This window comes from Acidovorax sp. NPDC077693 (genome assembly GCF_044542805.1).
In the GTDB taxonomy this organism is placed as follows: domain Bacteria; phylum Pseudomonadota; class Gammaproteobacteria; order Burkholderiales; family Burkholderiaceae_C; genus Acidovorax.
This window is the reverse complement of sequence record NZ_JBITVD010000014.1, coordinates 61,491-79,515: the sequence shown is the minus strand read 5'-3', so window position 1 is coordinate 79,515 and position 18,025 is coordinate 61,491. Positions and strand designations below refer to the sequence as shown.

Below are 18,025 nucleotides of genomic sequence, written 5' to 3'. Positions count from 1 at the left end.
CCCAGGCCTCAGCCGTACAGCACGTCCGAGCGCAGCACGTACTTGGTGCCCTCGGTGACGGCGGTGCCTTCGTGCCAGGTGTCGTGGACAAAGAGCAGCGCGCTGCCCGTGCGCGGTGCCACGGCGAACTCGCGGAAGTCGGTGGTGCCGCCGGAAAAGTCGTCGTTCAGATACACCAGGAGCGTGAGCTGGCTGGTCAGGCCCGACTCCATCCACGGGCCGTCCTTGTGCATCTTGAATCGCTGGCCGGGGGCGTATTTGTAGAACCGCAGGTCCTTGGGCAGCCCCTGCGCCACCTGCGTGCCCACGGCGGGCAGGGCCACCTGGCCGAGCCGCTGCCACAGCAGTTGCACCCACTCGGGTGCCTCGACCATCACGCGCTCGTTGTTGCGCACCAGGGGCATGGCCTTGGGGCCGCCGGTGGTGCGCACGCCCGCGGCGCTGAAGCCGCCCGCCTCGGCCAGGTCGACCAGCTGCGCGCACTCATCGGCGGACAGGAAGTCCTGCAGCGAAAAGGCCCGCTCGGAGTGACGGATGAGGCGCATGGGGATGCGGCGCAGTGCAGTGCAGTGCAGTGCGGTGCGGTGCGGTGCGGTGCGGTGCGGGTGTGGTGTCAGATGACCGGTCTCAATGCTGGTGACCGTGGTCGCCGTGCACGTGGCGGTGCGCAATCTCTTCGGCGCTGGCGGCCCGCACTGCGGTGACCTTGCAGCTGAAGGTGAGCGCCTGCCCGGCTAGGGGGTGGTTGCCGTCCAAGTGGACTTCGGGGCCCTTGATCTTGACCACGTTGAACACCGCGGGCTGGCCGTCGGAGCCCACGCCCTGCAGCTGGCCGCCGACCTTCACGCCGGGCGGGAACTCGCTCTTGGGGATGGTGCGCACCAGGCCTTCGTCGCGCACGCCGAAGGCGTCTTCCACCGCCAGTGGCAGCGTGGTGGCAAAGCCCACGGCCTGGCCCTCGAGTGCGGCTTCGACCTTGGGGAAGATGTTGTCATAGCCGCCATGCAGGTAGGCCAGGCTGCCGGCATCGAGCGGCTTGCCTTGGGGCGTGGTCACCTTGTAGGTGATGGTGACGGCGGAGTCTTTGGTGATGGTGGTCATGGCTCGCTGGCGCTTTCGTCTGGGTGTCTAAAAAAGAGGGCGCAGCGCAGCGGTCGGCCAGCGGGCACCAACCCCTGGCAGCGCTGCGCGCGTCGAAACCCTGGATTGTCCACGAGCCGCCCGGCGCCTGCCGGGCACCCCCGGCGACCCACCGGGCGAAGGTGTTCAGGCCTGCACCGCCGCTGCGGCGTCCTCGCCCGGGCGCTCTTCCTGGGCTTGGCCGGGGTAGCGCGCAAAGCGGCGGGCTTCAGTGCCGTGCACAGGGTCCTGGTCGTCCCAGGGCCAGCCGCCGAACTGGGTGCGGCGGTAGTCGTTCATGGCCTGCATGATCTCGGCCTGCGTGTTCATCACGAACGGGCCGTACTGCGCCACGGGCTCGCCGATGGGGCGGCCCTGCAGCACCAGGCATTCCACGGTGGTGGGGCCGGTGTTGGTCAGCAGCCAGTCCTCGGTGGCGCGCACCTGCAGCGCGGCGTGGCGGTCCACGTCCTGCGGGCCCACGCGCAGGCTGTCGCCGACGAAGAAGTACAGCATGCGCTGCGTGCCTTCGCCCTGCGCGGCGGGCAGGGTCCACTCGGCGCCCGGGTCCATGCGCAGCGTCCAGATGGCGACGTCGCCCTCGGGCTGCGAGGCCCAGGACTCGGGCGGCGGCGCCAGGGGGTCGGGCGCGCCGGGCAGCGCACCCGCCACCACGGTGACGGTGGTCGCGCGGCCGGCGGCGTCGTTGTGCACCAGGCGCGGAATGCGCTCGTCCCACAGCATGGTGAAGTGCGGCTCCACCATCTTGTTTTTGGCAGGCAGGTTCAGCCAGATCTGGAACAGCTCCAGCGGATTGGGCTCGGTGGCGTTGAGCAGCGGGAACATCTCGGAATGCACGATGCCCTTGCCGGCCGTGACCCATTGCACGTCACCGCCGCCAAAGCGCGCAGCCGCACCCAGCGAGTCGGAGTGGTCGATCAGGCCCTTGCGCACCAGCGTCACGGTCTCGAAGCCGCGGTGCGGGTGGCCGGGAAAACCGGGCACGGTGTCGCCGTGGTACATGCTCCAGCCGTCCTTGCCGCTGAAGTCGCTGCCGATCTGGCGGTCTTCCACCGGCACGGCGGGGCCGAACGCGGCGTTGCCCGCGGGGTAGGCATCGTCGTGGTGGGCGCAGAAAAGAAACGGGTCCATGGTGGGCCACTGCGGGCCCAGCAGCTGGGCCCGGACGATGGGGACCAGCGTGGCGGTGGTGGCAGGGGTGGACGACGACATCAGGGGGCTCCTCGTGTTGTGCACCGCCACTATCGGACGGTTGCCTGTCGAATATGGAGCCCATGGTGCCTGAACAGAAGTGCGGCGGATAGGACAGTGCGGTGCGCCGGGCGGGACAGTGGGGGCTTGGCGGCTCACCCAGCCATGCCGGAGATATTTGACAAAATTCGGCTCCAGCGCTTGTCTGGCAAGCGCAGATAGCTATGGTTTTGATATCAGGACAGCCATCGTGATGGTCGCCCTTCTCGTCCCATGGCCCGGGCCCGGGCGGCACGACTGCGACAGCGGCTCAGGCCTTCACCTCGACCACCGGTACGAAGCCGCCGAAGATCATGCGTTTGCCATCAAACGGCATGGGCGGGTTGCCGGGTGTGGAGGGGTCCATGCGCGGGTCTTCCATCATCTTCTTCATGCCTGCATCGCGCGTGGCTTTGTCCGGCCATTCGATCCACGAGAAGGCCACCGTCTCCTCGGCCGTCGCCTGGACCGCGCGGCGGAAATCGGTGACTTTGCCGTCGGGGACGTCATCGCCCCAGCCTTCGATCACGCGCAGAGCGCCGAGCTCGATGAATATCGGGTCGAGCTGGCGTGCGTGCTCAATGAATTTCTGCTTGTTGGCGGTGGGGACCGCGATCACGAAACCATCGATGTAAGACATATCCTGACTCCTGTGAGGTTGACTGTTCGAAGTGCCCACCTGGGGCGTCTCATCCTGTATTCACCCGGCCCGGCGGACCGGAGCCCGCCTTGCCATCACTTGCGACGGTACGTCGCCTGCATGAACTGCTTCCAGCTCCCGTCCGGCTGCTGGCCGAACGAGGTGAGCGTGCGTTCACGGGGGCCGACAAGGGTGATGACGTCGCGGTAGCGCGCCGTGGCGCCATCGCCCTTGAAGCTCGGGCCTTCGGTTTCTAGCGTGAGCACCTTCTGGCCCGCGTCCAGCGTGCCGCGGTACACCCACATGTGGGTCATCATCGAGCCGACCCAGGTGCCGAGGAACACGTTCTGCTCAGGGTCATAGCCCAGCGTCATCTGCATGCGCGCCTCGCCGCCACCGCCGGGCATGGTGCCTGTGCCTTCCATGATGACCCACAGGTCGCCGAGCGCGCGCACGTGTTCTGTGCCGGTGCCCGTTTCGGCGGGCTGGTCGGGCCCCATGTCGCAGTCGGACGTGCAGGTCCAGTCGCCCAGCAGTTGCTGCAGCCAGCGGTGCATGGCGTGGGGTTCGGTGTTCATCATGGCGGTCTCCTTATGGGTTCAGTCAATGCTGGGATGGAGGATGGGGGGGAAGGTGGCACGGGCTTCACTCAGTCGCGGTCGGGTGCGCCCAGCGGAAAGTAGTGGCGGTAGGGGCGACCGCCGTCCACCGCCTGCGCAAACGATGGGCGGGCCAGCAGCCGGGCCCGGTAGGCGCGCAGCATGGGGCAGGCGTCGGCAATGGGATGCGTCCAGTCGGCGTAGAACAGCGCGGGTGCCGCGGCGCAGTCCGCCATCGTGAAATCGGCGCCTGCGGCCCAGGTCCGGCCGCCCCACTCGCCTTCCAGCCACGCGTAGGCCTTTTGCAGCTTGTCGGCCGCCGCGGCCACGCCCTCTGCGCGGCGGGCCGGGTCGCCGGTGAGCGCCGCGCTCACGGCCTGCTGCACCGGGGCCATCACGTGCAGGTCGAAGAAGCGGTCCATGAACCGCACCTCCAGCGCGGCCTTCGGGTCGAGCGGTATCAGGCGCACGGGGCCCGGGTGGGCCAGTTGCAGATGCTCGATCACGATGCTGCTCTCCACCACCGTCCGCTCGCCGTCCACCAGCACCGGGAACATCGCCAACGGCCAGTGGCGCAGCCACTCGGCGGCGTGGCCGCCCGGCGCGGCGGGGTCGAGATTGCGCAGCTCGTACGGTGTGCCGGTTTCATGCAGCGCGGTCAGCACCTTCTGGGTGTACGACGAAAAGGGGTGGCCGTAGAGGGCAAGCATCGGCGCGCTCATTCGGGTGCCACCACCATCCACGACACGCCGAAGCGGTCGGCCACCATGCCGAAGGCCTTGGAGAAGAAGGTCTTGGTCAGCGGCATCTGCACCTGGCCGCCGTCGGCCAGCGCATCGAAGTAGCGCCGGGCCTCGGCTTCGTCGGCAGGGCTCAGGGCCAGCGAGATGCCCTGGAAGCTGGCCTTGCCCGAGCCCATGCCGTCGGACGCCATGAGCTGCGTCTCGCCCACGGTGAACGCGGCGTGCATGACCATCTCCGGCGTGGGGCCGGGCCCGCCGCCCTCGGCGCAACCCGGGCCGGCGGCGGGGTCGGGGTTGTCCTTGTAGCGCATGAGCGTGGTCACCTGGGCGCCCAGGGCGCTTCGGTAGAAATCCAGGGCTTCTTCGCAGCGGCCTTCAAACATCAGGTACGGCTCGATCTTCATGGCGGTCTCCTTGGGGTCGTGTGGGGTGCGGCGCGCAATTGTGAACACCGTCCACAAACAATACCAGAGATAATGGACAGTGTCCACATCTGCCCCACCCATGAACGTAAGCACCCGCAACACCCCGGCCGCACGAAGCACCTACCGCCATGGAGACCTGCGCCGCGCCCTGCTGGATGCCGGCATCGAGCTGGCCCGCCAGGGCGGCCCCGACGCGGTGGTGCTGCGCGAGGCCACGCGCCGCGCGGGTGTGGCGCCCAACGCGGCGTACCGGCATTTCGCCAACCGCGACGATCTGCTCGATGCCGTGCGCGCCGCCGCCGTGGCCTCGGCCGCGCGCTTAATGGAGGCCGAGCTGTCCCGGGTGCCCGCCACCGGTACGCCCACCGAGCAGGCCCACGCCCGGGTGCGCGCCGTGGGCGCGGGCTACATGCGGTTTGCGCACGCCGAGACCGGGCTGTTCCGCACGGCGTTCGGCGGCCGCTTCACGGTGCAGCACGACCCGGACCCGGCCATGGGCGGCGCCACGGGGCTCAACCCTTTCGAGCACCTGAGTGCGGCGCTCGATGACCTGGTGGCCGCTGGCGCGCTGCCCGCCGAGCGCCGCCCCGGCGCGGAGTACCTGGCCTGGTCCACCGTGCACGGCATGGCGCTGCTGGCCATCGACGGCCCGCTGCGGGGCACGCCGCAGCCGATGCTGGACGCCCTGGGCCAGCGGCTGCTGGACATGGTCGAGCGCGGGCTGTAGACCGCGGCGCACACGGCGCAGCCCACCCTCCCTCCGACCCGCATCGCCTGGAGGCGGCCCCTTCGCTGCGGCCAGGGACCGCTCAAAGGGGCCTGCACCCCCTCGCATTGCCACCCGATGCCCCCTTTTTAGACTGGGTTGTCGAAGTTCGCCTACACAGCCGCGCTGCCTGCGTACCAATAATTCACATATTGAAACCAAAAGTCACAAACCAAACCAATTGGTCACAAAGCCGCTAACCGCCAGTGCGTCCCCCGGGAGCCGCACGCCGATGTGACCGTTGCAGCGCCCCTTGAGCACCACCATGAACTTCCACAGCAAAACCGTCACCCAGAAACTGACGATGGCATTTTTTGTACTGATCGCGTTGTTGATCGGTGTCTCCATCCTGTCGCTGCGCAGCCTGGGCGGCGCACAGGCCGAGTTCCAGAGCTTCGTCGGCAACGAATTCACCCGCGGCAGCCTGGCGCGCGATGTGCACGCCGCCGCCAGCGCACGGGCGATCTCGGCGCGCAACCTGATCCTGCTCACCGGTGCGTCCGACATCGCGATGGAAACCGCCGCCGTGAAGGCGGCGCACGAGCGGGTGCAGGACGGGATGTCCCAGCTGCGCGCGGCACTGGCCCGCGGCACGCACGTCGAGCCCGGCGAGCGCGCGCTGTTCGAGAAGCTCGAGGCCATCGAAAGCCGCTACGGCCCGGTGGCGCTCGACATCGTGGCCCTGGCGCTTGCCGGCAGGAAGGACGAGGCCACGGTCAAGATGAACGCTGAATGCCAGCCGCTGCTGCAGCAGCTCATCGCCACCACGTCGCAGTACACGCAGCTCATCACCGCGTCGGGCGCGCAGGAGATCCGCATCGCCGCTGAACACTACAGCGACAACCGCCTGGCGCTCGTGGCGGTGGCGCTCGTCGCCATCGCTGCGGCCGTGGGCCTGGCGCTGCTGATCAACCGCAGCCTCATGCGCTCCCTGGGCGCCGACCCCGTGGAACTAAGCGCCGCGGCCCGCCGCGTGGCCTCGGGCGACCTGGGCCCGGTGCCCGGCGGCGCGGCAGCGCCGGCCGACAGCGTGCTCGCCTCGCTGGGCGGCATGCAGGCGGCGCTGGCGGGCATCGTGGACCAGGTCCGCGCCGCGGCCACCGCCATCGAAGCGGGCTCGCGCGAGATCGCCACGGGCAACACCGACCTGTCCCACCGCACCGAACAGCAGGCGCGCAGCCTGCAGCAGAGCGCCGCGTCCATGGAAGAAATGACCGCGACCGTGCAACAGAACTCCGACACCGCGCAGCAGGCCAGCCAGCTCGCATCCTCCGCGCGCGCCGCCGCCGAAAACGGGGGCACGGTGGTGGCCCAGGTGGTCACCACCATGAACGACATCGCCACCAGCTCGCGCCGCATCGCCGACATCACCAGCGTGATCGACGGCATCGCGTTCCAGACCAACATCCTCGCGCTGAACGCTGCGGTCGAGGCGGCGCGCGCCGGCGAGCAAGGCCGCGGCTTTGCCGTGGTGGCCAGCGAGGTGCGCACGCTCGCGCAGCGCAGCGCCCAGGCCGCCAAGGAGATCAAGTCGCTCATCGAAGCCAGTGCGGACAAGGTCAAGACCGGCTCGACCCTGGTCACCACCGCGGGCTCGGCCATGACGGAGATCGTGGGCGAAGTGCACCGCGTGGCCGACCTGATCGGCGAGATCAGCGCCGCCACCCGCGAGCAGACCACCGGCATCAGCCAGATCGGCAGCGCCGTGGCCGAGCTCGACCAGTCCACGCAGCAGAACGCGGCCCTGGTGGAGCAGATGGCCGCCGCCGCGCACACCCTGAACCAGCAGACCCACGGGCTCGTGCAATCGGTGGCCGTGTTCCGCGTGGAAACCCGCTTTCAGCTGACGCACGCGCATCCCGCACCGGCACTGCTCGCGGCCTGATTCAGAATCTTTTCGGCCTCTACCGCGCGACCATCCAGCGCTATCAGCTACAAATTTAATAGCACCCTATTACCCATCGACCGACAGGCCATAGAGCGTTGCCGTGCGGCGCAACCGATCCACCAGCGCGCGGCGCAGCGCGGCGGGCTTGACCACCTCGACCTGGGGCGACAGGCGCATGAACTGGCCGCAGGCATGCTCCACCGATTCGATGGGCACCGTCACCGCCACCCGCCCGTCCTGCCGGCGTGAGGCCGGCGCCGCTGCCACCGCCCGCGCCACCGCGCTGCTGAGCATGCGCAACCCCTTGAGGCCTGCCGGCGTGGCCAGCAGCGTGGCCTCGCCGGTGTACAGCGAAGACTCGAAGCGCTCGATGGATGCCGCCCAATACGCGGGCAGGTCGAACCGCGCCGGGCGCCGCACCGCCGCCTCCAGCGCCTGCGCCGCCAGGATGTTGGAGACGCGGTAGGTGCGCGGCCCGCCCTCGCCGCGCGCCGGGGCATCGCCCCCTGCCCGGGCGGCAGGCAGCGCCACCAGGTACCAGACACCGGCCTTGAGCACCAGGCCCAGCGGGCTCACGGTACGCTGCACGGTGTCGGCCCAGCTTACGTAGCGCATCGTGATCTGGTGGCCGTTCCACACGGCGGCGGCCACGGTGGCGAGGTGGGGCGTGGGGTCGCTCTCGCGGTACCAGTCGACCGGGTCCAGGTGCAGGCGCGTGCTCACCCGCTGGGCGTCCTCGCGCCAGGCTGCGGGCAGGGCCGACAGCAGCTTCAGGCGCGCGCCCTCCACCTCGTCGCCCAGCCCCAGCTGCTGCGCGGGGCCGGGCAGGCCGCTCAGGAACACGGCCTGCGCCTCCGACGGCGTGAGCCCGGTGAGCGTGGTCTTCCAGCCCGGCAGCAGCGCGAACCCGCCGTGGCGCCCGCGCTCGGCGTAGATGGGCACGCCCGCCGCGCTCAGCTGGTCCACATCGCGGTACAGCGTGCGCACCGAGATCTCCAGCGCATCGGCCAGCACGGTCGCGCTCATGCGGCCCTGGGTCTCGAGCAGCATCTGAAGGGACAACAGGCGGCTGGCGCGCATGGGTGGATCGATGAGGTCGGTGGCGTGACGGGGACCGGCGGGCCGAACGGCCGGCCGCACCCCGCCAGAAACAGGCATCGCAAAGATAGCCGAAATACCTGCCATGCGGTGGCAGGTATGCGGGCGCAGACTGCGGCCCTGGTTGCCTTTCAACGCCTTTCACCCGCCATTTCCACCAGGAGCCCGCATGCCCGAAGACACCCTCACCGCCACGACGCCCGACACCTCCGCCACCGCCGCCCCGCCCGCTGCCGCCGACGAATGCGCCATCGTCGAGCTGCGCCAGTACACGCTGCACCCGCACCAGCGCGACGTGCTCATCGACCTGTTCGACCGCGAGTTCGTGGAGACGCAGGAGGCCCAGGGCATGCGCGTGCTGGGCCAGTTCCGCGACCTGGAGCGGCCCGACCTGTTCGTCTGGCTGCGCGGCTTTGCCAGCATGCCCGCCCGGCGCCAGGCGCTCGAAGCCTTCTACGGCGGGCCCACCTGGGCGGCGCACCGCAGCGCCGCCAACGCCACCATGATCGACTCGGACAACGTGCTGCTGCTGCGCCCCGCCTGGCCCGGCGCCGCGGCGGCATTGCCCCAGCACCCGCGCCCCGCACCGGGTGCCGCCGTCGCCAGCGGCGCAGCCCCCGGCCTGCTGGCGGCCACCGTGTTCCACCTGCACGAGGCCGCCACGCCCGCGCTGCTGGACTTTTGCCGCCACCGCATGGCGCCCCTGCTGCAGCGCAGCGGCGCGCGGCAGGTGGCGTGGTACTGCACCGAGACCAGCCCCAACACCTTTCCCCGCCTGCCGGTGCGCGAAGGCGAGCATGTGCTGCTGGCACTGGCACTGTTCGGCAGCGAATCGGCGGCGCAGGCGTTTGCCACCAGCGGCGCCTGGGAGCGCGGCGTCGCGCCGGGCCTGGCGCCCTGGCTGGCCCGCGCGCCCGAGTCCTTGCGGCTGCAGCCCACGGCGCGCAGCGCGTTGCACGCCTGAAGCGGCCTCACCGGAGCACCACCATGGCCACGACACCCCACCTCATCACCATCCCCTCGCCCGCCGTGGCGCCCAGCGCCGCGCGCGACTTCGACTTCCTCATGGGCCCCTGGCGCATCCGCAACACGCGGCTGGTGCGGCGTCTGGCGGGCTGCAACGACTGGGAGGTGTTCGACGCCACCGGCCATGCACGGCCCTTGCCCGGCGGCATCGGCAACTGCGACGACTTTGTGCCGCTGGCCTGGAAGCCCGGCTTCGTGGGCATGACGCTGCGGGTGTTCAGCCCCGCCGCGCAGCGCTGGAGCATCTACTGGCTGGACAACACCACCGGCGGGCTTGATGCCGCCACGGGTTTGCTGATGCCGCCGGTGGTGGGCGGCTTCGACAACGGCGTGGGCATTTTTGAAGGCCAGGAACTGCTGGACGGCCGCCCCGTGCAGGTGCGCTTTGAATGGACCCGGACCGGCACGCCGACGCCGCGCTGGCAGCAGGCGTTTTCAGGCGACGGTGGCGGCACCTGGGAAGTGAACTGGGTGATGGAGTTCTCGCGGCCGGTGTGAACACGCCGCGCTGCAGGCCGCCGTGCCAGACAGTCCCCCTGGCCGATGCCGGGCGCGGCCTGGCGGTGGCCTGGCAGTGCCCCGGCCGAAGCTCGTTCGCTACCTCGACACCGCCGTATCGCCGCGCCCCGGGCGCTCCAGCGCGACCGACAATTGCGGTACATCGGCGATGTCGGGTCGGTCGGCACCGCCCAGGTCCTCCAGCGCGGTGAACTGGCCGTCCAGGAAGAGGAAGGTGGTCGTCTGCGCGATGTGCGCCAGCGCCGCCTGCGCATCGGCGAACCCGCTGCCCGTGGCCTTGTCGCCATCGAGCAGATAGGCATACGTGCCATCGGCCCCGTCGTGCGACAGGCGGCCCAGGTCCACGAGCTTGTTCTTCACGTTGCTGGCGTACACGCGGCCCCGCACCGCATACAGCACGAAGGGCACCGCGGCCCTGCCCGCAGCAGCCACAGGCGCAGCAGGCGCAGCAGGGGCAGTGGGAACAGCGGGAGCGACCGGTGCCGCAACGGGCGCCGACGACAGGGGGATGGAATCCGGCATGGCAAGCTCCTTGGAGCGGCTGTAAAAACTCTGCGGGCGTCGTTGCAGCGGCCGGCCAGAGCCGCTGCGCTGGGTTTCGTTATCTGCGCTGGGTCGTCCCCATCATCATCATCAACGGCGGCGGCCCGCCCACACGCCCAGGGCCAGGCCTGCGGCGCCCAGTGCGGCCACCAGGCCCAGGCTGTGGCGCTGCGCGCGGCGCTGGCCGCCGTCGATGGCGGTGCCGCGCGAGGGCTCGAACAGGTTGCCGTCACCGGACGGCACGGCGCGCGCGCTGCCCAGGGCGCGCTCGGTCACCCAGCGCATCACCGCGCCCAGGCGCTCCGGCGCCAGCGTGTGGGCCACGCGGCCCGGCACGGCGGCAGCGCCGAGCCAGGTCACCGCCCGGGGGCTGTCGGCCAGCGCCACGATGGCGTCGGCCACGCGGCGCGGGTCCAGCATCGGGATGCGGGGCTGCAGGTTGCGGCCGGTGTAGTTGGCGCCGTGCGACAGACCTGGCGAATCGACGAAGGTGGGCGCCACATCGCACACATGCACCCGGGGCAGGTCGGACACTTCGGCCCGCAGCGCCTCGGACAGGCCGCGCAGCCCGAACTTGCTGGCCGTGTACGCGGCCGCATACGGCGACGGGATCCAGCCGCCCGCAGAAATCATGTTGATCAGCGTGCCCTCGCCGCGCTCGCGGAAGTGGCGCAGCGCTGCATGTGCGCCGTGCAGGTGCCCCAGCAGATTGGCCTCCAGCACGCGGCGGTGCGATGACACCGGTGTCTCGTCGAACCGACCCACCGCTCCGACGCCCACGCCGTTGATCCACACGTCGATGCGGCCATGGTGGCGCAGCGCGGTATCGGCCAGCTGGGCCACGGCGTCGGGGTCGGTCACGTCGGTGGGCACGCCCAGCGCGGTGTTGGCGCCGGCCTCGCGGCAGGCCATGGCCACGGGGGCCAGGGTGTCGGGGTTGCGGGCGGCCAGCACCAGGCGCGCGCCGCGGCGGGCGAAGGCCAGCGCGGTGGCGTGGCCGATGCCGCTGGAGGCACCGGTGATGACCACCACCGGCGCCACCCGGGCGCTGGCGGTACGGAAGGCGTTGGAAGAAGCGGGGGATGGAGATGCCATGGCAGAAGGGGGATCAGCGCCGGCCGGTGTGTCGGCAGGGCATGGACAACAACGATGTCCGGTTGTAATCCACGCGCTGCCGCGCCGCTGTAGGACGGTTGCCAGAACCCCCACCCGATGCGGCGGGCGGGGCGCACGCCGCCCAGCCCGCGCCGTGCATGCGGACTGCGTCAAGCCGCGCGCAATGCCGTCTCTGCCGGAAAGTCCGTGGACGCCGCCACCGCCCGCCACTGCGCGGTTTCGCGCTCGACGAACGCGTGCTTGTCGGCAATGGTCTGCAGCGTGTCCGTGCCCAGCGGCAGGCGCAGCGGGGGCGTGGGGCTGGCCACCAGTTGCATGATGGCCTGGGCCAGGCGCACCGGGTCGCCGGGCTGGTTCAGGTTGATGCGGCGCGCGGCCTCGCGCACGGCGCCGGCGCTCATGGCGTAGTCGTCCATCACCTGGGGCGACACGGCCAGCGAGCTGCCGTCCAGGAACTCGGTGCGAAAGTACCCGGGCTCCACCACCGTGGCGTGGATGCCCAGCGGCGCGAGCTCGGCGTGCAGGGCCTCGGTCAACCCTTCGACCGCGAACTTGGTCGAGCAGTACACGCCGAACCCCGCGGCCGACTGCACGCCGCCCAGCGACGAGATGTTGACCACGTGCCCGGCGCGGCGTGCACGCAGGGCGGGCAGCACCGCGCGGGTCACGTGCAGCAGGCCGAACACATTGGTGTCGTACAGGCGGCGCACCTCGTCGGCGGTGGCTTCTTCGACCGCGCCCAGCAGGCCGTAGCCAGCGTTGTTGACCAGCACATCGATGCGGCCGAAGTGCGCCAGCGCGCGCTGCACGGCGGCCTGCGCCTGGGCTTCGTCGGTCACGTCCAGCGCCAGGGGCAGCAGCGCGTCGCGGGCGCCCAGGCGCTGTTCGACCGATGCGGCGCTGCGCGATGTGGCGACGACGGCATCGCCCTGGGCCAGCGCGGCCTCGGCAATGCGCGCGCCGATGCCGCGCGAGGCGCCGGTGATCATCCAGACGCGGGGATACGAGGAATGGGTGGTGGTGGCTGTGGTGGAAGTCATGGCAGGTCCTGGAGGTGGTGTTGAGCAATGGGCGGTGCCCATGGCCGTGAACTCTAGGCACGTCATTGCCACGCGACTAGCCCATAATCTCTGGATTCATTCGCAAGCATTGCTTGCCAATCCACCACACACTCACCCCGCACCCGAACCGCACAATGCCTGCCCACCATGGCCATCAATGAACTGCGCGCCATCGCCAACTTCGCCAAGGCCGCCGAGCTGGGCAGCCTGCGCCAGGCCGCCGCCACGCAGGGCATCACGCCCCAGGCGGCCAGCCAGTTGCTGGTGCAGCTGGAGTCGCACCTGGGCGTGCGGCTGTTCCACCGCACCACGCGCAGCCTGAGCCTGACCGAGGAGGGCCGGCAGTTTCTGGCGTCGGCGCAGCCGGGCCTGGCCACGCTGCAGCACGCAGTGCAGGGCGCCCGGCGCGGGCGCGAGGAGATGGCCGGGCCGCTGCGCATTGCGGCGCCGCGCTCCATCGTGCTGGAGGTGATCTGGCCGGTGCTGCACGAGTTCTGCCGCCGCCACCCGCGGGTGGAGCCCGATGTGCAGCTGGACGACCGCATCGGCAACTGGGTGGAAGACCGCGTGGACGTGGGCTTTCGCTCGGGCTACCCGCCCGAGGGCGGCGTGGTCGCGCGGCGGCTGATCACCCTGCAGCTCATCGTGTGCGCCGCGCCCGCCTACATCGCCCGCCACGGCGCGCCTGCCAGCATCGACGACCTGGCGCAGCACCGCTGCAGCGGGTTTCGGCACCCGTCCACCGGCAAGCCCATGCCGTGGGAGTTCCAGGTGGGCGACGACATCGTGGCGCGCACGGTGCACCCCGCGTTCTGCACCAACGACATCGAGGTCGAGGCGCGCGCCGTGGTGGGCGGCCACGCGGTGGGCCAGCTGGTGGGCGTGACCGCAGCGCCGCTGGTGCGCAGCGGCCAGTTGGTGCCGCTGCTGCCCCAGCACGTGGCGCAGCACCTGGCGCTGTACGCGTACTACGGCAGCCGCACCGCGCTGCCCGCGCGGGTGCGGGCCTTCATCGACTTGGCGGTGGAGATGGTGGCGGGCAACCCGGCCTACACCCTCACGCCGCAGGAGCTGGCGGCCCACGGCCCGGCAGTCCAGAAAAAGCCCCGCGCACGCAAGCCGGCGCAGTGACGGTAGCGCACCGGGCGATGCACGGGCCGCTCAGGCTGGTCACGCCGGTCAGGCCGCGAAGCCGCCGTCAATCAGCAGGCTGGCACCCGTGACCATGCCCGACTCGGGCCCCGCCAGGTAGGCCACCATGCCCGCGATCTCGTCGGGGTGCGCGTGCCGGTCCAGCGCCATCATCGAATGCATGTTGCCGGCGAGCGGGCCGTCGGCCGGGTTCATGTCGGTATTCACCGGCCCGGGCTGCACGTTGTTCACGGTGATGCCGCGCGGCCCCAGGTCGCGCGCCAGGCCCTTGGTCAGCCCCACGATGGCGGCCTTGCTCATGCCGTACACGCTGAAGCCCGCCCATGGAATGCGGTCGGAGTTGGTGCTGCCGATGGTGATCACACGGCCGTAGGCGCCGCCCTGCCCCATGTGGCGCACGGCGGCCTGCGTGGCAACGAACACGGCGCGCACGTTGACGTTCACCGTGTGGTCGAAGTCCGCCAGCGAGAAGCTGTCGATCTCGCCCGCCACCGCCACACCGGCGCTGTTGACCAGGATGTCGATGCGGCCCAGCGTGCGGGCGGCGTTGTCGATGGCCGCTGTGAGGGCCGCGGCATCGGTGCTGTCGGCGCGCAAGGCCATCGCACGGCCACCGGCGGCCTCGATCGCTGCGGCCACGGCCTGGGCCGGCGCCTCGGAGCTGCTGTAGGTGAAGGCCACCGCAGCGCCGTCGCGCGCCAGGCGCCGCACGATGGCCGCGCCGATGCCGCGCGAGCCGCCGGTGACGAACGCCACCTTGCCGGCCAAAACGCCCGCGGTGAATGCGGGGGACGATGAAGGCTGCACGGAAGCAGGGGCAGAGACAGGGCTAGAGGTGCTGGTCATGGTGTTCTCCAGGGAAATCAGGGGGTTGCAAAAGAGCGGCTGTGGAAGCCGCGAAACACCTGCAGTGTCGGCAAACCATTGCATTGGCGGTAGCCATGAATGGGCTGTATTTATTTCAACCCCTGGTTGAAAATGGCACATCACACCGAGACCCACCATGCAGCCCCTGAGCCACCTCGAATCCTTCGTCAAATCCGCCGAGTCCGGCAGCTTTTCGGCCGCCGCGCGGCTCATGGGCCTGACGCCTGCGGCCGTGAGCAAGAACGTGGCGCGGCTCGAAGCCGGCCTGGGGGTGCGGCTGTTTCAGCGCAGCACGCGGCGCCTGGCGCTGACCGAGGGCGGGCAGCGGCTGCTGGCGCAGATCAGCGAGCCGCTGGGCACGCTGGCCGACGCGGTGGCACACGCGGCCGAGGCCGACGGGCAGCCGGCGGGCACGCTCAAGGTCAGCATGGGCCTGGCGTTCGGACGGGCCTACCTGGTGCCGCTGCTCGATGAGTTCTTGCAGCGCTACCCGGCCATCCAGCCGGACTGGCGCTTCGAGAACCGGCAGGTCGACCTGATCGGCGAGGGGTTCGACGCGGGCATTGGCGGCGGCCTCAACCTGAACCCCGACATGGTGGCGCGCACGCTGGGGCAGATCCACCTGGTGGTGGTGGCCGCGCCCGCGCTGCTGCGCGGCCGGCGTGCGCCGCGCCACCCCGCCGACCTGGCGCGCTGGGACGGTATTGCACGCCGCACCATCCGCACCGGGCGCGTGCAGGTGACCACCCTGCGCAACAAGGCGGGCGATGCGGCCCCTGCGGAGCTGCGCCCGCGCATCGTCTTCGACGACCCCGAGGCCATGTGCCAGGCCGCGATGATGGGCCTGGGCATGGCCGTGCTGCCCATGCCGTTTGCGCAGCCCTGGCTCGCGCGCGGCGACCTGGTGCGCGTGCTGCCCGGCTGGTGGGCCGACTCGGGCCCCACCTCGCTGTACTACCCCAGCAAGAAGCTGCTGCCCGCGCGCACCCGGGTGTTCGTGGACTTCATCGTCGAGCAGTTCGCGCAGCGCGGCTTTGCGCAGCGCGTGCGGGGCGACTGACGGCGCACCGGCCAGGCACGGGCAGCACGGCGCTGCGCTGACTTGGGCAGGTGGCGGATGGCGCGGCTGGCGCGGCTGGCGCGGCTGGCATCATGGAGGCCTCCCCGTCGCCCACCCGGCCACCGTGCCCGCCGCCGCATGACCGCATCCACGCCCGCCCCCCACACCCCCTTGCCAACCCCGGCACACGCGCGCGCAAAGCCGCTGCACATCGGCATCGTGGGCTGCTCCGCCGAAGGTGCGGCCCTGTGCTACCGCACGCTGTGCACCGAAGGCGCAGCGCTGATGGGCCGTGCGCACGCGCACCCCGAGGTGTCGATGCACACGCCCTCGCTGGCCGACTACGTGGACTGCCTGGACCGCGGCGACCTGCAGGGCGTGGCCGACCTGATGCTGGCGTCGGCCCACAAGCTCGCGCGGGCGGGCGCGGACTTTCTGATCTGCCCCGACAACACCATCCACCAGGCGTTCGACCGGGTGCAGCCGCATTCACCGCTGCCCTGGCTGCACATTGCCCAGGTGGTGGCCGCCGAGGCCGCGGCGCGTGGCTACCAGCGCCTGGCGCTCACGGGCACCCGCTGGCTGGTGGACAGCAGCGTGTACCCCGACGCCCTGGCTGCACAGGGCTTGGCCTGGGTCAGGCCCGCCGAGGCCGAGCGCAGCGAGATCAACCGCATCATCATGGACGAGCTGGTGCCCGGCGTGATCCGCGCGCCGTCGGTGGCGACGTTTCAGCAGGTCATCGCGCGCATGCAGCGCGACGAGGGCTGCGACGCGGTGGTGCTGGGCTGCACCGAGATCCCGCTCATCCTCAGCGACGCGAACTCGGCCCTGCCCACGCTGGATTCGACGCGGCTGCTGGCGCGCGCAGCGCTGCGCAGGGCTGTGGCGGGCCACTGAGCGATAGCTCCCCGGGTCCGGCTCACTTCAACGCACGACCGCGTGGGCGCGCGGCACAGCGCGACGCCTTTGGCTGCCGCAAAGGTCTGCGCTTCTACACTGCGCGAACGCACCGTCCGCCCACCGCTTGATGAAGGAGTCTGCATGCGCACTCGTCGCTGGCCCATCCGATCGATCGGCATCACCGTCGGCCTGCTGGCGTGTCTGGCCGGGCCTGCCGCGCAGGCGCAATCCCAATCGCCAACGCAATCGACCCCTACGCCCTGGCGCGAAACCTCCACGCCTGAAGAGCAGGCGCTGGATGCCGCGGCGTTCGAGGGCGTGCAGGCCACGCTGGCCACGCCCCAGTTTGCCGATGTCGACAGCGCCGTGGTGGTGCTGCGCGGCCGCGTGGTGTACCGCTTCTACCGCGATGGCGAGCCGGACAAGCTGCGCGACACGCAGTCGGCCTCCAAGAGCGCACTGTCGGCCCTCCTGGGCACGGCCATCGCGCAGGGCCGCATTGCCAGCGTGGACCAGCGCGTGGTGGACCTGGTGCCCGAATGGGCGCCCCTGAACCCCGACCCGCGCGCCGCCACCATCACGCTGCGGCACCTGCTGACACTGACGGCGGGCTTTGCGCTGCCCAGCGACCCGCGCACCCGGTCCGGCAACGCGCCGCCGCTGCCCGCGCGCGAGGCCTGGGCGCGGCCGCTGGCGGCAGACCCGGGCCAGGCCTTTGCCTACGACAACTCCGTGACGCCGCTGCTGGCCGCCGTGCTGGAAAAAGCCACGGGCATGCCCCTGCCCGACTATGCGCACCAGCAACTGGTCGGCCCCATGGGGTGGGCCGCGCCGCGCTACCAGGGCAGCATCGTGCACCTGCGCACGCTGGACATGGCCAAGCTCGGCCAGCTGTACCTGCAACGCGGCCAGTGGGACGGCAAGCCGCTGGTGCCCGAGGGGTTCGCCGATGCCTCGGTGCAAGTGCAGAGCACCGGCGGCCCGCCGGTGGGGCTGTCGTACGGCTACCTGTGGTGGGTGGTGCCCGGCAAGGCGCCGCGCCCCACCTTCATGGCCAGCGGGTTTGGCGGGCAGTTCATCTGGGTGTATCCGCCGATGGACCTGGTGGTGGCCACCACGTCCACCGTGTCGGCCGAGAGCGGGCAGCGCGGACAGGCGTTGCAGTGGATTCGCAACCATGCGTTTGCAGCGGCGCAGCGGCGGGTGGCGGCGGAGCGGAAGTAGCAAGGCGGGGCGTTGAATCCGCCCT

General features: G+C 70.8%; 20 protein-coding genes. 8 read left to right on the top strand and 12 right to left on the bottom strand.

Features of this window, described 5'->3' with window-relative positions; genetic code table 11:
- Nucleotides 1–8 precede the first annotated feature (8 nt).
- From ACIGHN_RS19820 to ACIGHN_RS19790, 7 genes are all read right to left on the bottom strand, one after another.
- A complete protein-coding gene (locus tag ACIGHN_RS19820) occupies nt 9–545 on the bottom strand; it encodes a prolyl hydroxylase family protein (protein WP_396505685.1) in 537 nt (178 codons plus the stop codon).
- An 82-nt stretch (nt 546–627) separates the two neighbouring features.
- The gene (locus tag ACIGHN_RS19815) at nt 628–1,101 is read right to left on the bottom strand and encodes a peptidylprolyl isomerase (RefSeq protein WP_396505684.1); all 474 of its coding nucleotides are present in this window, start codon (nt 1,099–1,101) and stop codon (nt 628–630) included.
- Nucleotides 1,102–1,266: 165 nt separating this feature from the next.
- A complete protein-coding gene (locus ACIGHN_RS19810; protein WP_396505683.1) occupies nt 1,267–2,352 on the bottom strand; it encodes a pirin family protein in 1,086 nt (361 codons plus the stop codon).
- A 289-nt stretch (nt 2,353–2,641) separates the two neighbouring features.
- Nucleotides 2,642–3,010, bottom strand: coding sequence for a DUF1428 domain-containing protein (locus tag ACIGHN_RS19805; RefSeq protein WP_056171024.1), 369 nt, complete (start codon nt 3,008–3,010; stop codon nt 2,642–2,644).
- A gap of 95 nt (nt 3,011–3,105) precedes the next feature.
- Nucleotides 3,106–3,591, bottom strand: a complete 486-nt coding sequence (locus ACIGHN_RS19800) for a DUF1579 domain-containing protein (RefSeq protein WP_396505682.1) — start codon at nt 3,589–3,591, stop codon at nt 3,106–3,108.
- A 68-nt stretch (nt 3,592–3,659) separates the two neighbouring features.
- Complete coding sequence (locus tag ACIGHN_RS19795; RefSeq protein ID WP_396505681.1) at nt 3,660–4,319, bottom strand: glutathione S-transferase family protein; 660 nt, start codon at nt 4,317–4,319, stop codon at nt 3,660–3,662.
- 8 nt (nt 4,320–4,327) lie between these two features.
- Complete coding sequence (locus ACIGHN_RS19790; protein ID WP_056411656.1) at nt 4,328–4,756, bottom strand: VOC family protein; 429 nt, start codon at nt 4,754–4,756, stop codon at nt 4,328–4,330.
- A gap of 100 nt (nt 4,757–4,856) precedes the next feature.
- On the opposite strand from ACIGHN_RS19790, the gene ACIGHN_RS19785 reads away from it, so the two are divergent.
- Together ACIGHN_RS19785 and ACIGHN_RS19780 are read left to right on the top strand one after the other, a co-directional pair.
- Entirely contained in the window at nt 4,857–5,504 is a 648-nt protein-coding gene (locus tag ACIGHN_RS19785) for a TetR/AcrR family transcriptional regulator (protein ID WP_396505680.1), read from the top strand.
- Between the two features lie 304 nt (nt 5,505–5,808).
- Entirely contained in the window at nt 5,809–7,428 is a 1,620-nt protein-coding gene (locus ACIGHN_RS19780) for a methyl-accepting chemotaxis protein (RefSeq protein ID WP_396505679.1), read from the top strand.
- Nucleotides 7,429–7,497: 69 nt separating this feature from the next.
- Here the strand turns inward: ACIGHN_RS19780 and ACIGHN_RS19775 are convergent, their stop codons facing one another.
- Nucleotides 7,498–8,511, bottom strand: a complete 1,014-nt coding sequence (locus tag ACIGHN_RS19775) for a helix-turn-helix transcriptional regulator (RefSeq protein ID WP_396505678.1) — start codon at nt 8,509–8,511, stop codon at nt 7,498–7,500.
- A gap of 187 nt (nt 8,512–8,698) precedes the next feature.
- Here ACIGHN_RS19775 and ACIGHN_RS19770 point away from each other — a divergent pair, with 187 nt between their 5' ends.
- Together ACIGHN_RS19770 and ACIGHN_RS19765 are read left to right on the top strand one after the other, a co-directional pair.
- The gene (locus tag ACIGHN_RS19770; RefSeq protein ID WP_396505677.1) at nt 8,699–9,493 is read left to right on the top strand and encodes an NIPSNAP family protein; all 795 of its coding nucleotides are present in this window, start codon (nt 8,699–8,701) and stop codon (nt 9,491–9,493) included.
- A 23-nt stretch (nt 9,494–9,516) separates the two neighbouring features.
- On the top strand, nt 9,517–10,053 hold the full coding sequence (locus ACIGHN_RS19765; protein WP_396505676.1) for a hypothetical protein: 537 nt from the start codon (nt 9,517–9,519) through the stop codon (nt 10,051–10,053).
- 99 nt (nt 10,054–10,152) lie between these two features.
- On the opposite strand, the gene ACIGHN_RS19760 is transcribed toward ACIGHN_RS19765, so the two are convergent.
- The 3 genes from ACIGHN_RS19760 to ACIGHN_RS19750 form a co-directional block, all read right to left on the bottom strand.
- Entirely contained in the window at nt 10,153–10,596 is a 444-nt protein-coding gene (locus ACIGHN_RS19760) for a hypothetical protein (protein ID WP_396505675.1), read from the bottom strand.
- Nucleotides 10,597–10,707: 111 nt separating this feature from the next.
- Nucleotides 10,708–11,712, bottom strand: a complete 1,005-nt coding sequence (locus ACIGHN_RS19755) for an SDR family oxidoreductase (protein WP_396505674.1) — start codon at nt 11,710–11,712, stop codon at nt 10,708–10,710.
- Nucleotides 11,713–11,882: 170 nt separating this feature from the next.
- The gene (locus ACIGHN_RS19750) at nt 11,883–12,773 is read right to left on the bottom strand and encodes an oxidoreductase (RefSeq protein ID WP_056171047.1); all 891 of its coding nucleotides are present in this window, start codon (nt 12,771–12,773) and stop codon (nt 11,883–11,885) included.
- 168 nt (nt 12,774–12,941) lie between these two features.
- Between ACIGHN_RS19750 and ACIGHN_RS19745 the strand changes: the two genes are divergently transcribed.
- Nucleotides 12,942–13,925: a LysR family transcriptional regulator gene (locus ACIGHN_RS19745; RefSeq protein ID WP_396505673.1), complete on the top strand. Its 984-nt coding sequence runs from the start codon at nt 12,942–12,944 to the stop codon at nt 13,923–13,925.
- A 48-nt stretch (nt 13,926–13,973) separates the two neighbouring features.
- Here the strand turns inward: ACIGHN_RS19745 and ACIGHN_RS19740 are convergent, their stop codons facing one another.
- Entirely contained in the window at nt 13,974–14,792 is an 819-nt protein-coding gene (locus tag ACIGHN_RS19740; RefSeq protein WP_396505672.1) for an SDR family oxidoreductase, read from the bottom strand.
- A 157-nt stretch (nt 14,793–14,949) separates the two neighbouring features.
- On the opposite strand from ACIGHN_RS19740, the gene ACIGHN_RS19735 reads away from it, so the two are divergent.
- The 3 genes from ACIGHN_RS19735 (at nt 14,950) to ACIGHN_RS19725 (ending at nt 18,000) form a co-directional block, all read left to right on the top strand.
- A complete protein-coding gene (locus ACIGHN_RS19735; protein WP_056411267.1) occupies nt 14,950–15,873 on the top strand; it encodes a LysR family transcriptional regulator in 924 nt (307 codons plus the stop codon).
- Between the two features lie 138 nt (nt 15,874–16,011).
- Nucleotides 16,012–16,773, top strand: a complete 762-nt coding sequence (locus ACIGHN_RS19730; RefSeq protein ID WP_082485733.1) for an aspartate/glutamate racemase family protein — start codon at nt 16,012–16,014, stop codon at nt 16,771–16,773.
- Between the two features lie 144 nt (nt 16,774–16,917).
- The gene (locus ACIGHN_RS19725) at nt 16,918–18,000 is read left to right on the top strand and encodes a serine hydrolase domain-containing protein (RefSeq protein WP_396505671.1); all 1,083 of its coding nucleotides are present in this window, start codon (nt 16,918–16,920) and stop codon (nt 17,998–18,000) included.
- Nucleotides 18,001–18,025: the final 25 nt, after the last annotated feature.

Excerpts from the sequence above, each read along its gene's own strand:
- ACIGHN_RS19735 (WP_056411267.1), top strand. The coding sequence starts at position 14,950 with ATGCAGCCCCTGAGCCACCTCGAATCCTTCGTCAAATCCGCCGAGTCC.
- ACIGHN_RS19820 (WP_396505685.1), bottom strand. The coding sequence starts at position 545 with ATGCGCCTCATCCGTCACTCCGAGCGGGCCTTTTCGCTGCAGGACTTC.
- ACIGHN_RS19780 (WP_396505679.1), top strand. The coding sequence starts at position 5,809 with ATGAACTTCCACAGCAAAACCGTCACCCAGAAACTGACGATGGCATTT.
- ACIGHN_RS19775 (WP_396505678.1), bottom strand. The coding sequence starts at position 8,511 with ATGCGCGCCAGCCGCCTGTTGTCCCTTCAGATGCTGCTCGAGACCCAG.
- ACIGHN_RS19785 (WP_396505680.1), top strand. The coding sequence starts at position 4,857 with ATGAACGTAAGCACCCGCAACACCCCGGCCGCACGAAGCACCTACCGC.
- ACIGHN_RS19800 (WP_396505682.1), bottom strand. The coding sequence starts at position 3,591 with ATGATGAACACCGAACCCCACGCCATGCACCGCTGGCTGCAGCAACTG.
- ACIGHN_RS19760 (WP_396505675.1), bottom strand. The coding sequence starts at position 10,596 with ATGCCGGATTCCATCCCCCTGTCGTCGGCGCCCGTTGCGGCACCGGTC.
- ACIGHN_RS19770 (WP_396505677.1), top strand. The coding sequence starts at position 8,699 with ATGCCCGAAGACACCCTCACCGCCACGACGCCCGACACCTCCGCCACC.
- ACIGHN_RS19750 (WP_056171047.1), bottom strand. The coding sequence starts at position 12,773 with ATGACTTCCACCACAGCCACCACCACCCATTCCTCGTATCCCCGCGTC.
- ACIGHN_RS19755 (WP_396505674.1), bottom strand. The coding sequence starts at position 11,712 with ATGGCATCTCCATCCCCCGCTTCTTCCAACGCCTTCCGTACCGCCAGC.
- ACIGHN_RS19815 (WP_396505684.1), bottom strand. The coding sequence starts at position 1,101 with ATGACCACCATCACCAAAGACTCCGCCGTCACCATCACCTACAAGGTG.
- ACIGHN_RS19725 (WP_396505671.1), top strand. The coding sequence starts at position 16,918 with ATGCGCACTCGTCGCTGGCCCATCCGATCGATCGGCATCACCGTCGGC.
- ACIGHN_RS19745 (WP_396505673.1), top strand. The coding sequence starts at position 12,942 with ATGGCCATCAATGAACTGCGCGCCATCGCCAACTTCGCCAAGGCCGCC.
- ACIGHN_RS19765 (WP_396505676.1), top strand. The coding sequence starts at position 9,517 with ATGGCCACGACACCCCACCTCATCACCATCCCCTCGCCCGCCGTGGCG.
- ACIGHN_RS19740 (WP_396505672.1), bottom strand. The coding sequence starts at position 14,792 with ATGACCAGCACCTCTAGCCCTGTCTCTGCCCCTGCTTCCGTGCAGCCT.
- ACIGHN_RS19810 (WP_396505683.1), bottom strand. The coding sequence starts at position 2,352 with ATGTCGTCGTCCACCCCTGCCACCACCGCCACGCTGGTCCCCATCGTC.
- ACIGHN_RS19805 (WP_056171024.1), bottom strand. The coding sequence starts at position 3,010 with ATGTCTTACATCGATGGTTTCGTGATCGCGGTCCCCACCGCCAACAAG.
- ACIGHN_RS19790 (WP_056411656.1), bottom strand. The coding sequence starts at position 4,756 with ATGAAGATCGAGCCGTACCTGATGTTTGAAGGCCGCTGCGAAGAAGCC.
- ACIGHN_RS19795 (WP_396505681.1), bottom strand. The coding sequence starts at position 4,319 with ATGCTTGCCCTCTACGGCCACCCCTTTTCGTCGTACACCCAGAAGGTG.
- ACIGHN_RS19730 (WP_082485733.1), top strand. The coding sequence starts at position 16,012 with ATGACCGCATCCACGCCCGCCCCCCACACCCCCTTGCCAACCCCGGCA.